This is a genomic window from Bacillus cereus, from assembly GCF_002577405.1.
In the GTDB taxonomy this organism is placed as follows: Bacteria; Bacillota; Bacilli; order Bacillales; family Bacillaceae_G; genus Bacillus_A; species Bacillus_A cereus_AU.
On the sequence record NZ_NULR01000006.1, the window covers coordinates 43,860 to 58,056 of the forward strand.

Consider the following 14,197-nt stretch of genomic DNA (forward strand, 5'->3'; position numbering starts at 1 on the left):
TTTTCTTTCATTACCGTGCAAATAACTTCTCTCGTTGATTATTAAGTTATATAAAGCCAACCTGACTAGCACACTTCAATCTTTGTTAAAAAGTGGAGCCTCGTTACCTTAAATAAAAAAGGCTCCTATAATAGGAGCCTTCACAATTTCTTAAGAATATGTTTCCTCTTTCTTTACCTTCTCATTTACAAGCTCTTTCAGTAATTCTATAATTTCATCATTCTCTTCTTTTAAACCGACTGTAATACGAATACCGTCATGTATGCCAAATGCAGCACCAGAACGAACAATGTATCCTTTTTTCATTAATCGCTCGAAAGCTTCATTACCAGGAATACCAAGTTTTAAGAAAATGAAATTTGTTTGAGATGGATAATAGAATACGTTATATTCCTTACAAAATGCATAGTATTGATTTAAACCTTCAGTATTCTTCTGCACACATTCTTCTAGAAACTTTTGATCTTCTAATGCAGCTATTGCTACAGATTGCGCGACAGTCGATGTATTGAATGGTAACCTTGCTACTTCTAGTTGCCCAATTAACTTCGCATTACCAACCGCGTATCCGATACGAAAAGCAGCTAAGCCATATGCTTTTGAAAACGTACGTAAAACCATAAGATTTTCATACTTTTCAAGAAGTGGTAATGTTTGCGGATAGTCTTCCGCTCCCACATATTCATAATATGCTTCATCCATAATAACGAGTGCTGACTTAGGAACTGATTCTAAAAATGAAAGTAACTTTTGTTTCTCTACATATGTACCTGTCGGGTTATTCGGATTACAAATCCATACAATCTTCGTTTTGTCATCTACTTGCTGTAGCATTGCATCTAAATCGTGAATACCCTCTTTAAGTGGCACTTCACGAATTTCTGCTCCTTCAATGACAGCATGGTGATGGTATTGCGAGAACGTAGGATTCGCCATTACAACATTTGTTCCTTCATGTAGTAATGCGCGGCTAATCATTTGAATGACTTCATCTAATCCACTACCAAATAACAGTTGTTCCGCTTTTACACCTAAATGATCTGCTACTTTTGTCCGAATCTCGAAGGCATATCCATCCGGATAAAGAGCATATTGGCTCGCTAACGACGTTAATGCTTCTGTCACACGCGCTGAGCAGCCAAATGGATTTTCGTTCGATGCTAATTTTACAATTTTTGATAATCCGTATTCCCTTTTTACTTCTTCAATATTTTTCCCAGGTACATATGCTCTCAAAGTTAACAATTGCTCTTTCACTTTCATTTTTCTTCCCCCAGTCATTTTATTGAATTCGATTACAGTAAGAGATTATAATCTCTTACTGTAATCTTTTATCATAACCGTCACTATTACGAAAACACCTCTACATAAGCAATTCATAGCTGTTCCCTATATTTTTAAACCATATCCTTTTGAAATGCCTCTAACGCAATATGAACAGTCTCATCAGGAATAGATACGACATTCACTACCCCATATTCCTGCATAAGCACCATATGAATTGTTCCTGCATTTGCTTTCTTATCTTGTTTCATCAATTGAACAAGGCGCTCTACATTCAAATCACTTGGCATTTTTGGATAGCCGTACTTCAAGAACCACTGCTTCATCTCTTCATAGGCAAGATCAATCTTGTATACTTGTTCACTTAAAAATATAGCGAATAACATGCCAACAGCTACTCCGTCACCGTGAGTAATATTTCCATACCCAATCTCTTTTTCAAGAGCATGTCCTAACGTATGTCCAAAGTTCAAATGGGCACGTACACCTTTTTCTGTTTCATCTTGCGATACAATATTTGCTTTTACAGGAATCGCCTTCGTTAATATGTGAATTAATTTTTCATCACGAAGATCTGTTAATGTTTGCACTTCTTCTTTTAACCAATGATACAGCTCTACATTACCAATAAGAGCATGCTTGATTACTTCTGCATAACCTGATCGCCACTCTTTCTCAGGAAGTGAATGTAAAAATGGCGTATGATATACAACAGCTTCTGGTTGATGAAACGCTCCAATCATATTTTTTCCTAACGGGTGATTAATTGCTACTTTCCCGCCTACTGCGCTATCGTGGGCTAATAAAGTTGTTGGAACTTGAACAAAGCGAATACCACGCATAAACGACGCAGCAACAAAACCAGCCAAGTCCCCAATCATTCCGCCTCCAAGTGCGATAATTAAAGAATTTCTATCTAATTTATTTTCAAGAGCCGACGTATGAGCCGCATAGAAATTTTCAAAAGACTTCTCTTTTTCACCACTCGGTACAACGAATGAAAATACCTTTTGTTCCACTTGTAATGCATTAACAACTGTCTGTAAATGTAAAGAAGCAACAGCTTCATCTGAGATGATCATTACGTTAGATACAGCCGGTTGCATATTTTGAACAATCGTTGTCAAATGTGATAATGCCTCTTTCCCAACATGTACATCATATTCTTTTGATTTCGTTTGAATATGTATGTTTTCCATTAAAATCCCCTCGCATATTCATTATGTTTCTCAATATTTTCACGTATAAGATCGATACGATCTAATCCAAATTGTTCAATTAAAGCTGTCGCGAGCTCCCAAGCCACAACAGCTTCAGCCACAACGCTAGCTGCTGGTACTGCACAACTATCTGAACGCTCAATACTCGCTGTAAAAGCTTCTTTCGTATCAATATCCACACTTTGAAGCGGTTTGTATAATGTAGGTATCGGTTTCATCACACCACGCACAACAATTGGCATTCCAGTCGTCATGCCACCTTCTAATCCACCTGCATTGTTCGTTCTTCTTGTATAGCCATGTTCCTCATTCCATAGAATTTCATCATGAACTTCACTTCCTGGTCTATGTGCTGCTTCAAAACCAATTCCAATCTCCACACCTTTAAAAGCATTAATACTCATAATTGCAGCTGCTAATTTTGCATCCAGTTTTCGATCATAATGTACATAGCTACCTACTCCGATTGGCATTCCCTCTACAACTACTTCAACGATTCCGCCAATTGAATCACCATTTGCTTTTGCATCATCAATTGCTCGCATCATTTGTTTACCAGCTTCTTCATCTAAGCAACGTACAGGTGATTCTTCTGTTATACTTTTTAATTCTTCAATTGAACTATAAGTAATCTGCTTAGCTTGTACACCACCAATCTCAATTACATGTCCTGCCACTTTAATACCAAGTTCCGCTAAAACTTTTTTAGCAACTGCACCAGCAGCAACACGTACTGTCGTTTCACGTGCCGAAGAGCGTTCAAGTACATTTCTCATATCTCTATGACCATATTTAATCGCACCATTTAAATCAGCATGTCCAGGCCTTGGTTTTGTCACTTTCCTTTTCATTTCTTTTTCTTCTTGCTCCGTTAAAGGCTCTGCGCCCATAATTTTTGTCCAATGTGCAAAATCACGATTTTCAACAACAAGTGCAATGGGAGAACCTAATGTTTCTCCGTGTCTAACACCACTTACAATTTGCACTTGATCTGTTTCAATTTGCATGCGTCTACCACGCCCATATCCCTTTTGCCTTCTAGCTAACTCTTCATTTATATCATCCGCTACTATAGGCAGTCCTGCTGGAACACCTTCTAAAATCGTTGTAAGTTGTGGACCATGAGATTCACCAGCTGTAATATATCGCATACGTTATTCCTCTTTTCGTATATGTATTTATCCCGCCATATTAAGCAACGATATTATTTATCATCATTCAAAAAATCAAAGTAGTTATTTAGTAAATCTACTACTCGCTCTATCCTTTCCGATAGACCTTTTACTTTACATACCAATATATCATAACAACCCTAGCTTCGTAACTGACCGAAATAAAAAAAAGTGCAAGAAGAATACCCCTATTCTCCTTGCACTTTTTACTATTATCACATTTATTAAAGCGTTTACAAATTATTTCAAAATAATTAGTAAATCCATTGATTCATTAATTTTGAGTAGTCAACTAATTCTTCTTCCTTAAAGAAAATAGCAATCTCGCGCTCTGCACTTTCTAAAGAATCCGAACCGTGGATAATATTTTTCGCAACAGTTACACCGAAATCTCCACGAATTGTTCCAGGAGCAGCTTCATGTGGTCGTGTTTTACCCATCATATTGCGTGCTGTATCTACTACACCTTCACCTTGCCATACCATTGCAAATACAGGGCCAGATGTAATAAAGTCTACTAATTCACCAAAGAAAGGTCTTTCTTTATGCTCACCGTAGTGTTCTCCAGCAATTTCCGGAGTGACTTGCATTAATTTTGCACCAACTAATTGAAAACCCTTTTTCTCAAAACGAGCTACGATTTCCCCAATGAATGCACGTTGTACACCGTCTGGTTTTACCATTAGAAATGTTTTTTCCATAAAAAATCTCTCCACTTCTGAATTATGTATGTAATTGTATATCCCCACACACATATTAACACCCTTATCACAATTGTGCAATAGTTTTGAAAAGGAGAGATTTTTTTATTTTTTAGAAAAAACACTAAAATTTTCGTTTTCCAATATACTTTGCTACATTTTGTAATGCATACTTTGCTTGTCCGCGCGGGAGTGGTTTTATTATCTCCAATGCTTTATGTAAATAACGTTCACTAAACGCAAACGATTTATCAATAGCTGCACTATTTTTCACAGCATCAATAATTTCTTTCATTTCACCCGCTGTTGTATTTTCATGTACAGATGTGATTTTCTTACGAAGTATTGGATCTTCCATAGCGTATAAAGCAGGAAGCGTAATATTCCCTTGCAATAAATCACCACCAGCGGGTTTTCCAAGTTTCTCTTCCGTTGAAACGAAATCTAGAATGTCATCAATAATTTGATAAGACATCCCTACAAAATACCCATACCAAAACAGACGATTTACCGTATCACGATTAGCACCCGCAGCAATTGCTCCTAGCTGACAACTCGCAGCAATTAATAATGCTGTTTTTCGCTTTATCCTTCTTAAATACGTTCTTAAATTCTGGTCATAGTTATATTTATCTTTAATTTGTTCAATTTCACCTTTACAGACTTCTAAAATGGTATGCGACAACGCCTGATGTGCCTCTGGAATTTCGATATTTGTTATACATTCAAGAGACTTAGCGAACAGATAGTCTCCTGTATACATCGCAATACGATCTCCCCATTTCGCATTCACAGTCGCACTACCGCGTCGTAAAAATGCAGCATCAATAACATCATCGTGAACAAGAGAAGCCATATGAATAAGTTCTAACGCAACAGCAACATGCTTAATTGCATCTAACTTATAATCTCCAAATTTCCCTGCAAGTAACACAAATACGGGACGGATTCGCTTCCCACCAGCTTCAATAAGTTGTAATGCCGCTTCTTCTACTAATGGCTGTTCAGATGCAACCGTCTTTTTTAATTCTTTTTCTATCACATTAATATCCGATCGTAAAAAAGAGTACATAAGTTGTAACTTCATATTGTTCACCTTAACCTAAAACGTCTTTTTTCTATTTTAATTCTGGTTTAATACCTAAGTGCATCGCTGCTACCCCAAAAGTAAACGGCTTCACTTGTACACGTTCAAGTCCAGCTTCCTCAAACATATGAGCCAATTCTTTCATCCCTGGGAATGTACTAGCAGATTCCTGAAGCCATGAGTATTCTTTATAACTTTTCGCAAACATCTTTCCAAATAACGGCATAATATATTTAAAGTATAAAATATACCCTTGTCGAAAACCAATCATTGTTGGCTGCGATGTTTCTAAACAAATTACTTTTCCACCTGGTTTTACTACACGCGCCATTTCTTTTAATACGTGCATATAATCTGGTACATTACGTAAACCAAATCCAATCGTTACGTAATCAAATGTATTATCTTCAAATGGAAGTTCCATTGCATTCCCGTGTAAAAGTTCCACTTGTTTTAATTGTAAAGCCTCTACCTTTTGCTTACCGACAGATAACATATTTTCACTGAAGTCTAAGCCAACAACCTTCCCCTGCTCTCCTACCGCTCCAGCTAACGCAATTGTCCAGTCCGCTGTCCCGCAGCATACATCAAGCGCTTTACTGCCCGGTTGTACATCCATAATACGCATCGTCTCTTTACGCCATGCCTTATGTCTTTGAAAACTGATTACAGAATTCATCACATCGTATTTATCAGAGATCTTTTCAAATACATCGTGTACTCTTTCTTCTTTTGATTGTTGCATGCTCGTACCTTCTTCCAATGTAAAATTGCTTATGTCTTCGATTTATCTCTTAACACAGAATTTATCTCATTTATGTCTGTGTGATTTTCTAAAAATTGATTTTCTTTCTTTCTCAATTCCATCATCCAGCCATTAATAATCGTTTCTGCATCTGCTTCATCCCCAAAAACCCCTTGAACTGCTTGAAAAACAGGCGAATGTTGTTTATCAACGTGCAATTGACATTCGTTTTGAAGACGATTTTTTCCTAACACATACGTTATAAATGGCTTCCAATGTGATAAATGAAAATGATCACATGTTTTCTGTAATAGCGCAGACTCAATCGTTATTACGCTTTCTAATATGTCATCAATCGTTTTATGCGCTTTTTGATATAACATAATTTTATGTTCATTGATTTCTTTAATTCCTTCAGCAAGCGCACGAATTAAAACAATATCACGATTCATAGACAATAAATAATAATATAGCCCACTATAGTAATCACCTGCAAGTACTGTTAATTGGCGACATTTATGTGATTCAATCGCTTCTTCATCTGCTTTATTTGATACTCTTTCATGTGTATCAAGCGCAATTTGCACAAGCATAATTGTTACTACATAATGCTCAATTTGTTCTATATGTAAATTTTCACTCTTTAAAGCCCCATATAGCAATGCTATTTTTTCTTCATCAATAAATGGTTCTTCAATATAGTTTATAAAATAAGGATGGCGTAATTTCTCCATCAATTTCTCTTTTATACCCGCATACCCTCCGTAGATGTCACACACAAAAAATCACCCTTGTTTTCTAATTCATAAAACTTATTATAACACATACAGTCTATTTTCTATAACCAAAACTTGGCTATCCCTTCCAAACTTCCACTGAATTAAATAATATCTTCGCTTCATTTAAATAATCTTTCTATTCTCAATCTGCCCAACTAAAACTATATCATTTATTTACAAAAAAAAAAAAGAAAAGCAGTTTCCCGCTTTTCTTTACTTCGTTTTAATGAAAGATAAAATTTCACTACGTGCTGCCGCATCATTTTCTAACACGCCACGCACAGCAGTCGTTACTGTTTTCGCACCAGGCTTTTTCACACCGCGCATCGTCATACACATATGCTCTGCTTCTACCACTACCATTACACCGTGCGGCTCTAGTACTTCCATAATAGAGTTAGCTACTGTTGATGTAATACGTTCTTGTAGTTGCGGACGACGTGCAATTGTGTCTACAGTACGAGCTAATTTACTCAGTCCCGTTACTTTTCCACCTTGCGGAATATATGCAACGTGAGCAACTCCATAAAAAGGAACAAGATGATGCTCACACATCGAATAGAATGGTATATCTTTTACTAGTACAAGCTCTTCGTGATCTTCTCCGAATACTTTGTGTAAATGCTCTTTTGGATCCTCATGCATCCCTGAGAATACTTCTGCGTACATTTTCGCAACACGCTTCGGTGTATCAAGTACTCCCTCGCGATTTGGATCATCTCCGATTGCCTCTAAAATAAGACGTACCGCGTGTTCAATTTGTTCTAAATTAACTTTTGCCATCCGCTAGCCCTCCCGAAAAACCTAAAAGTGATACGAACACATTCTAGCATATTTATGTTTTTAAAAGCAAAAAGAAGAGTTTCCAAAAAGGAAACTCTTCTTCCCTGTTAATATGTAAGGATTATTTAACCGCATCTTTTAACGCTTTACCAGGTTTGAATGCAGGTACTTTACTTGCAGCGATTTCAATCTCCTCACCTGTTTGTGGGTTACGACCTTTACGAGCCGCACGCTCACGAACTTCGAAGTTACCGAATCCGATAAGTTGTACTTTATCACCTTGTTTTAAAGCTTCTAAGATAGAATCAAAAACAGCGTCCACTGCTTTTGTTGCGTCCTTTTTAGAAAGGGAACTTGCTTCTGCAACAGCATTGATTAAATCTGTCTTGTTCATGCCATTCACCTCCTCCCAAAGATAAGACTGTATAATGATCATAAAATGAGTCTTACTTTCATTTGTAGGCAATTTTTGCAAATTCTATACTACAAAGATGTAGATAAATCATTATCAACGCCTATATTATACGATTCTCCTTTATAATTCAATATTTTTAAGGAAATTGTTACTCTTAAAATGTGAAAATCTGATGAAACTTGACAATTTACAACAATATATTAGATAATGACTGTTTATTTTTCTATTACATATGTAAAAAGAAAAAATCCCTCTACAATGAGAGGGATTTTTCTCTTACAATATAATCGCAATTAATCCGCCAGATCCTTCATTAATAATTCTTTCTAGCGTTTCTTTTAATTTATATCTAGCATTTTCTGGCATTAAAGATAGTTTCGCTTGAATCCCTTCTCGAACAATCGAGCTAAGCGAGCGTCCGAATATATCGGAATTCCAAATTGATAACGGATCATCTTCAAAATCTTGCATTAAATAACGAACTAATTCTTCACTTTGCTTTTCAGTCCCAATGATCGGCTCAAACGTGGACTCCACATCCACTTTAATCATATGAATAGACGGCGCAACCGCTTTTAATTTGACACCGAATCTTGAACCGTGACGAATAATTTCTGGCTCATCTAAGCTCATATCAGCTAATGCAGGCGCTGCTACTCCATAACCGGTTTGCTTTACCATACGCAGGGCATCCGCCACTTGGTCATACTCTGTTTTCGCATGAGATAAATCGAGCATAAGCTTTAATAAATGATCTTTCCCTCGAATCTCTACTCCTACTACTTCTTTTAAAATTTGATCATACAATTCATCTGGCGCATATAAATCAATCTCTGCCACACCTTGCCCCATATCGATGCCAGCTAGACTTGCTCGATCAATAAATTCATATTGACTAAACTGCCAAACAACACGGTCCACATCACGAAGACGTTTTATATCCTTTACAGTCTCTTGAACTGCTTCCTGATAACTTTGGCGTAACCAATGTCCTTCATTTAGCACCATTACCCAGCTCGGAAGGTTTACATTCACTTCTAAAACCGGGAACTCGAATAACGCTTCTCGAAGTACATTATACACATCTGTTTCTCTTAAACTCTCTACACTCATCGCAATGACTGGAATATCATATTCTTCTGATAAACTTTGACGTAACTGCTCTGTATCTGGATGATATGGCTGTACCGTATTAATAATCATAATGAAAGGTTTTCCTACTTCTTTCAACTCATTTACAACGCGTTCTTCTGCCTCTATATAATCTCTTCTTGGAATTTCACCAATTGTTCCATCTGTTGTAATAACGACGCCAATTGTTGAATGCTCTTGAATTACTTTACGTGTTCCAATTTCTGCAGCTTCATGGAATGGAATAGGCTCTTCATACCAAGGAGTATTAATCATGCGCGGACCATTCTCATCTTCATAGCCTTTCGCTCCTGGAACCGTATATCCAACACAATCTACTAATCGAATATTTACTTCAAGACCTTCATCTACTTCGATAGAAACCGCTTGGTTTGGAACAAACTTCGGTTCCGTCGTCATGATTGTACGACCAGCAGCACTTTGAGGCAGTTCATCCTGCGCTCTTTGACGGTCTGACTCATTCTCAATATTTGGAATAACAACAAGCTCCATAAATTTTTTAATGAATGTTGATTTCCCTGTTCGAACAGCTCCTACAACTCCAAAGTAAATATCACCGCCTGTGCGTTCCGCAATATCTTTAAAAATATCTACCTTTTCCAAGTGATTCCCTCCCTCAATATTTTTGGGAATAATTCCGCGTTTATAGTCAACTAATACCTTCTCTAACGTTGCCTATAATATCTGATATAATATAATGGTATTCTAGAAGTTCGGACAATATATCATATAATTTTGTCCAATTTCATATGACTATTTAAAAATATCTTTTGTTTGCATCGCAAGTTGTATAACATAAAAAACCTTTCTTCTAGAACTTATTCACTAAAAGAAAGGTTCATGACTTATGATTTTAAAAAAATTGGTTCTCCATTTTTCACTGTGTACGGTAAAGAATATGCAGGAACAAACGGGGAATCTTTCAAAAGTATATTCCGAATATCTTCCCCCTCCTTAAATTGCCCCTCATTTTTTTTCAAAGCTTCATATAAGTCGATTCTATAGTCAACAAAAATTTCTCCTTTTTCATTAATTACAAACGGCAGCCCTTTACCAGAATATGGACTTGTCACTTGCGGTACATCTTTATATCCTAGTTTTTTGAAATCCAGCTCATACACACCATCTGAAATCACTTTTTTAAAAGGTGGATATTGATGTTCATCACGATACATCCTAAGCTTTAATGATAATTCCTGAATTTGTTCAGCCATCCTAACATCAATTAACTTCACTGTCGGGTTTGTTTCAACATCTATTAATACGTATTGATATACTCCGCCACTTTCATACGCATTTCCTGGTGCCTCTTGTATGTATCTCGGAGCAATTTTTTGAAAATCGATTGGATATTTTTGATAAATCGGCGTACTCATATCACGCGTCTTAATTGGTAATAAACCATTCGTTTGTTCCTGATATGTAGTAATAGCTTTTTGAACAACTTGTAACTGATCTTCATAAGGAATAGCGTTTTGCTTCATATTTTCTTTCGGATACATACACCCCGTTAAAATGCTTATGCAACAAAATATTAAAATAATATGGATTTTTTTCACTAGTAATCACCTTTTCATGCTAGTATTCCTTACCACTTATGTAACATTTACTACGTAAACCTCTTTTTATTGCTCCACAGGTCCACTAAATACAACAAGAAAAATAACAATTCCGGACACAATCATAAGAGTGTATGCTACTAACGCTGTAATCCCTTTCAAAAACTTATTCTTTATTTTATGTCTACTTAATAAAATAAAAGCTACTGCAACAAACATAAATCCCATTGCCCCTAAGGAAAACCACATTTTTATAAGCCCTTCTGACATATACACACCCCTTTTTATCAATCTATTTTTATACTATTTTAACAAATTAAAATCTTTAAACAAATAAAAAAATAACATTTTACTACGAATTAATGAAGTGGAACTTTAATCAGTGAGGGTTTTGTCCATTCCCCATTGATTTCTAACCCTCGCCAATCTAGATAAAAAATAAAACCGAAGCGATTGCGCCTTTCGCTCCGGTTGACCAAATATGCCCAAAACAGCTCTATTCCCATTCTTTCATGACTATCATATGCAACCCTCAAACTCTTTGTTTCTCATATTTTATTTTTTAAACATTTTGCTTAACGAGCCAAAATCTGCTGGCATATTATTATTAATAATCGCTTTTACAATTTGATCCTCTTGTTCTTTCGGCACTTCACGCCCTGCCATAAGAGCAACTTGATGAATCAATTGACGAAGCACTGTCTCATCACGCAAATTCGCATTTTGTACAGACGATGCTAATTTAAAAATATCTTCTTTATTCACTTTCGCTTCTTTTTCAATGTTACTAAAAATGTTATTATCCATTCTTTTCACCCTCTCCTCAAGTTACTCTTCATCCTATGCAAAAATAAAAAAATGGTGAAAAGACCCAAGGAAAATATAAAAAGCGGCAGAAGTACACTTTGTACTTCTGCCGCTTTTATTTAAAGTAAATCAGGTATAGTTTCCACTTCATGTTTTTTCACGCGTCCCATCAATGATCCTACTGCATCTTTCACATTATTCCCATTGAACAGCACGTCATATAAAGCAGCTGTAATCGGCATTTCAACTTCCATCTTCTCTGCTAATTCATGAGCAGCTTTCGTTGTTCTAACACCTTCCACAACCATACCCATGCTTTCTAACACTTCTTCTAAAGAGTGCCCTTTTCCAAGCATATTTCCAGCACGCCAATTTCGGCTATGAACACTCGTACAAGTTACAATTAAGTCTCCCATACCAGTTAGGCCAGCAAACGTTAACGGATTTCCGCCCATCTTTCTTCCTAAACGAGCAATCTCTGTTAAACCACGTGTCATTAATGCCGCTTTTGCATTATCACCTAACCCAAGACCATCCGTTATTCCAGCAGCTAATGCGATAATATTTTTTAACGCACCACCAAGCTCCACTCCAACGATATCTGGGTTTGTATATACACGGAAATAGCTATTCATAAACAGATCCTGTACTTCCTCAGCCGCTTCCATACGCTTTGCTGCAGACGTAACAGTCGTCGCTTGGCGCAAACCTACTTCTTCAGCATGACTCGGTCCAGACAATACAACAACATCTTTAATCAAGTTCTCTGGAATTTCTTCCTCAATCACTTCCGAAATACGTTTTGACGTACCCGGTTCGATTCCTTTACTTGCATGAATCCAAGTAACTGGTTCTGTAACAATTTCTTTCATCTTTTGTAATACATCTCGGTACGCTTTCGTCGGTACTACTAGCAGTACTGTATTTACATCTACTAATGCTTCTTCTAAAGAAGAGTAGGCTACGATTGTGCTTGGCAATGTAATTCCTGGAAGATATCGACTATTCTCATGTTTCGTATTAATCTCATCCATAAGTTCAGAACGATTTCCCCAAATACGTACATCATGTCCATTGTCAGCTAATACCATCGCTAACGCTGTTCCCCAGCTACCTGCTCCTATTACTGTGATTTTTGTCATAAAATCACATCCTCTCCATTAGTCTCTTGCTCTAGCGATAATGTGAATCGGCGTCCCTACAAAGCCGAATGCTTCACGTAAGCGATTCTTTAAGAAGCGCTCATATGAGAAGTGCATTAATTCTGTATCGTTTACAAACACAACAAATGTTGGCGGTTTTACCGCAACCTGTGTTGCATAGAAGATTTTCAGACGGCTACCATTATGAGTCGGCGTTGGATTCATCGCTACCGCATCCATAATTACATCATTTAATACGTTCGTTTGTACGCGGATGCTATGGCTTTCATTTACTTCATTAATAACTGGTAATAATGTTTGTGTACGTTTTTTCGTTTTCGCAGATAAGAATACAATCGGCGCATACTCTAAAAATTGGAAATGAGCGCGAATGTTTTCTTCAAATGCTTTCATTGTTTTTTCGTCTTTTTTCACTGCATCCCATTTGTTTACGACGATAATAACAGCACGTCCTGAATCATGAGCATACCCAGCGATTTTTTTATCCTGTTCAATAATTCCTTCTTCTCCGTCTAAAACGACTAAAACAACGTCAGAACGTTCAATCGCTCTAAGTGCACGAAGCACACTATATTTTTCTGTGCTTTCGTATACTTTCCCTTTTTTACGCATACCAGCTGTATCGATGATTACATAATCTTGATCATCTTTGCTATATGGTGTATCAACAGCATCACGTGTCGTTCCAGCTATATTACTTACAATTACACGTTCTTGACCAAGAAGTGCATTTACAAGTGATGATTTCCCTACGTTTGGACGTCCAATTAAAGAGAAACGGATTGTTTCATCGTCATACGCTTCTTCTTCAATCTTTGGAAAATGCTTTGCAGCTTCATCTAACAAATCACCAAGTCCTAAACCGTGTGTTCCTGAAATCGGGAATGGCTCGCCAAATCCTAATGCATAAAAGTCATAAATATCACTACGCATTTCTGGATTATCAACCTTATTTACCGCAAGTACAATTGGTTTTTTAGAACGGTATAAAATTTTAGCAACTTCTTCGTCTGCTGCAGTTACACCATCGCGACCATTCGTCATAAAAATGATAACATCTGCTTCATCAATCGCTACTTCTGCCTGTTGACGAATTTGTGTCAAAAACGGCTCGTCTCCAATATCAATTCCACCTGTATCAATAATGTTAAACTCATGATTTAACCATTCTCCCGCACTATAAATACGGTCTCGCGTTATACCTGGTATATCTTCTACAATTGAAACTCTTTCTCCAACAATTCTATTGAAAATAGTAGATTTCCCTACGTTCGGGCGGCCTACTATTGCTATTACTGGTTTCGGCATATACTTTCATCCTTTCAACTTG

At 36.8% G+C, this 14,197-nt stretch carries 15 protein-coding genes; all 15 read right to left on the reverse strand.

Annotation, left to right across the window (positions count from 1 at the left end; translation table 11 throughout):
• Positions 1 to 150 precede the first annotated feature (150 nt).
• Entirely contained in the window at positions 151 to 1,263 is a 1,113-nt protein-coding gene (gene hisC / locus COC96_RS08500; protein ID WP_098267227.1) for a histidinol-phosphate transaminase, read from the reverse strand.
• A 134-nt stretch (positions 1,264 to 1,397) separates the two neighbouring features.
• Positions 1,398 to 2,483 carry a 3-dehydroquinate synthase gene (aroB, locus tag COC96_RS08505; RefSeq protein WP_098267226.1) on the reverse strand — a complete coding sequence of 362 codons (1,086 nt, stop codon included), beginning with the start codon at positions 2,481 to 2,483 and terminating at the stop codon, positions 1,398 to 1,400.
• On the reverse strand, positions 2,483 to 3,655 hold the full coding sequence (aroC, locus tag COC96_RS08510) for a chorismate synthase (protein ID WP_097902312.1): 1,173 nt from the start codon (positions 3,653 to 3,655) through the stop codon (positions 2,483 to 2,485). The genes aroB and aroC overlap by 1 nt, the downstream gene beginning before the upstream one ends.
• Before the next feature lie 275 nt (positions 3,656 to 3,930).
• On the reverse strand, positions 3,931 to 4,377 hold the full coding sequence (gene ndk / locus COC96_RS08515) for a nucleoside-diphosphate kinase (protein WP_000415882.1): 447 nt from the start codon (positions 4,375 to 4,377) through the stop codon (positions 3,931 to 3,933).
• Positions 4,378 to 4,501: 124 nt separating this feature from the next.
• Positions 4,502 to 5,464, reverse strand: a complete 963-nt coding sequence (gene hepT, locus COC96_RS08520; RefSeq protein ID WP_098768650.1) for a heptaprenyl diphosphate synthase component II — start codon at positions 5,462 to 5,464, stop codon at positions 4,502 to 4,504.
• A gap of 31 nt (positions 5,465 to 5,495) precedes the next feature.
• A complete protein-coding gene (menG, locus tag COC96_RS08525; RefSeq protein ID WP_097902314.1) occupies positions 5,496 to 6,209 on the reverse strand; it encodes a 2-heptaprenyl-1,4-naphthoquinone methyltransferase in 714 nt (237 codons plus the stop codon).
• Between the two features lie 29 nt (positions 6,210 to 6,238).
• Positions 6,239 to 6,988, reverse strand: a complete 750-nt coding sequence (locus COC96_RS08530) for a heptaprenyl diphosphate synthase component 1 (protein WP_141535952.1) — start codon at positions 6,986 to 6,988, stop codon at positions 6,239 to 6,241.
• 213 nt (positions 6,989 to 7,201) lie between these two features.
• Positions 7,202 to 7,771 (reverse strand): GTP cyclohydrolase I FolE, encoded by a 570-nt coding sequence (gene folE, locus COC96_RS08535; protein ID WP_001151482.1) that lies wholly within the window; start codon positions 7,769 to 7,771, stop codon positions 7,202 to 7,204.
• Positions 7,772 to 7,892: 121 nt separating this feature from the next.
• A complete protein-coding gene (locus COC96_RS08540; RefSeq protein ID WP_001043860.1) occupies positions 7,893 to 8,165 on the reverse strand; it encodes an HU family DNA-binding protein in 273 nt (90 codons plus the stop codon).
• A gap of 297 nt (positions 8,166 to 8,462) precedes the next feature.
• A complete protein-coding gene (gene spoIVA / locus COC96_RS08545) occupies positions 8,463 to 9,941 on the reverse strand; it encodes a stage IV sporulation protein A (protein ID WP_000416521.1) in 1,479 nt (492 codons plus the stop codon).
• 242 nt (positions 9,942 to 10,183) lie between these two features.
• A complete protein-coding gene (locus COC96_RS08550; protein WP_097902315.1) occupies positions 10,184 to 10,897 on the reverse strand; it encodes a hypothetical protein in 714 nt (237 codons plus the stop codon).
• A gap of 66 nt (positions 10,898 to 10,963) precedes the next feature.
• Complete coding sequence (locus COC96_RS08555) at positions 10,964 to 11,167, reverse strand: DUF2768 domain-containing protein (RefSeq protein WP_088231586.1); 204 nt, start codon at positions 11,165 to 11,167, stop codon at positions 10,964 to 10,966.
• 285 nt (positions 11,168 to 11,452) lie between these two features.
• Positions 11,453 to 11,704: a stage VI sporulation protein F gene (locus tag COC96_RS08560; RefSeq protein WP_141436217.1), complete on the reverse strand. Its 252-nt coding sequence runs from the start codon at positions 11,702 to 11,704 to the stop codon at positions 11,453 to 11,455.
• A gap of 119 nt (positions 11,705 to 11,823) precedes the next feature.
• Complete coding sequence (locus tag COC96_RS08565) at positions 11,824 to 12,846, reverse strand: NAD(P)H-dependent glycerol-3-phosphate dehydrogenase (protein ID WP_098267223.1); 1,023 nt, start codon at positions 12,844 to 12,846, stop codon at positions 11,824 to 11,826.
• Between the two features lie 18 nt (positions 12,847 to 12,864).
• Positions 12,865 to 14,175 (reverse strand): ribosome biogenesis GTPase Der, encoded by a 1,311-nt coding sequence (gene der, locus COC96_RS08570; RefSeq protein ID WP_097902318.1) that lies wholly within the window; start codon positions 14,173 to 14,175, stop codon positions 12,865 to 12,867.
• Positions 14,176 to 14,197: the final 22 nt, after the last annotated feature.

Bases quoted from the DNA above. Each gene is read 5' to 3' on its own strand.
- hisC (WP_098267227.1), bottom strand. From the start codon at position 1,263: ATGAAAGTGAAAGAGCAATTGTTAACTTTGAGAGCATATGTACCTGGG.
- aroB (WP_098267226.1), bottom strand. From the start codon at position 2,483: ATGGAAAACATACATATTCAAACGAAATCAAAAGAATATGATGTACAT.
- aroC (WP_097902312.1), bottom strand. From the start codon at position 3,655: ATGCGATATATTACAGCTGGTGAATCTCATGGTCCACAACTTACAACG.
- ndk (WP_000415882.1), bottom strand. From the start codon at position 4,377: ATGGAAAAAACATTTCTAATGGTAAAACCAGACGGTGTACAACGTGCA.
- hepT (WP_098768650.1), bottom strand. From the start codon at position 5,464: ATGAAGTTACAACTTATGTACTCTTTTTTACGATCGGATATTAATGTG.
- menG (WP_097902314.1), bottom strand. From the start codon at position 6,209: ATGCAACAATCAAAAGAAGAAAGAGTACACGATGTATTTGAAAAGATC.
- folE (WP_001151482.1), bottom strand. From the start codon at position 7,771: ATGGCAAAAGTTAATTTAGAACAAATTGAACACGCGGTACGTCTTATT.
- COC96_RS08540 (WP_001043860.1), bottom strand. From the start codon at position 8,165: ATGAACAAGACAGATTTAATCAATGCTGTTGCAGAAGCAAGTTCCCTT.
- COC96_RS08555 (WP_088231586.1), bottom strand. From the start codon at position 11,167: ATGTCAGAAGGGCTTATAAAAATGTGGTTTTCCTTAGGGGCAATGGGA.
- COC96_RS08560 (WP_141436217.1), bottom strand. From the start codon at position 11,704: ATGGATAATAACATTTTTAGTAACATTGAAAAAGAAGCGAAAGTGAAT.
- COC96_RS08565 (WP_098267223.1), bottom strand. From the start codon at position 12,846: ATGACAAAAATCACAGTAATAGGAGCAGGTAGCTGGGGAACAGCGTTA.
- der (WP_097902318.1), bottom strand. From the start codon at position 14,175: ATGCCGAAACCAGTAATAGCAATAGTAGGCCGCCCGAACGTAGGGAAA.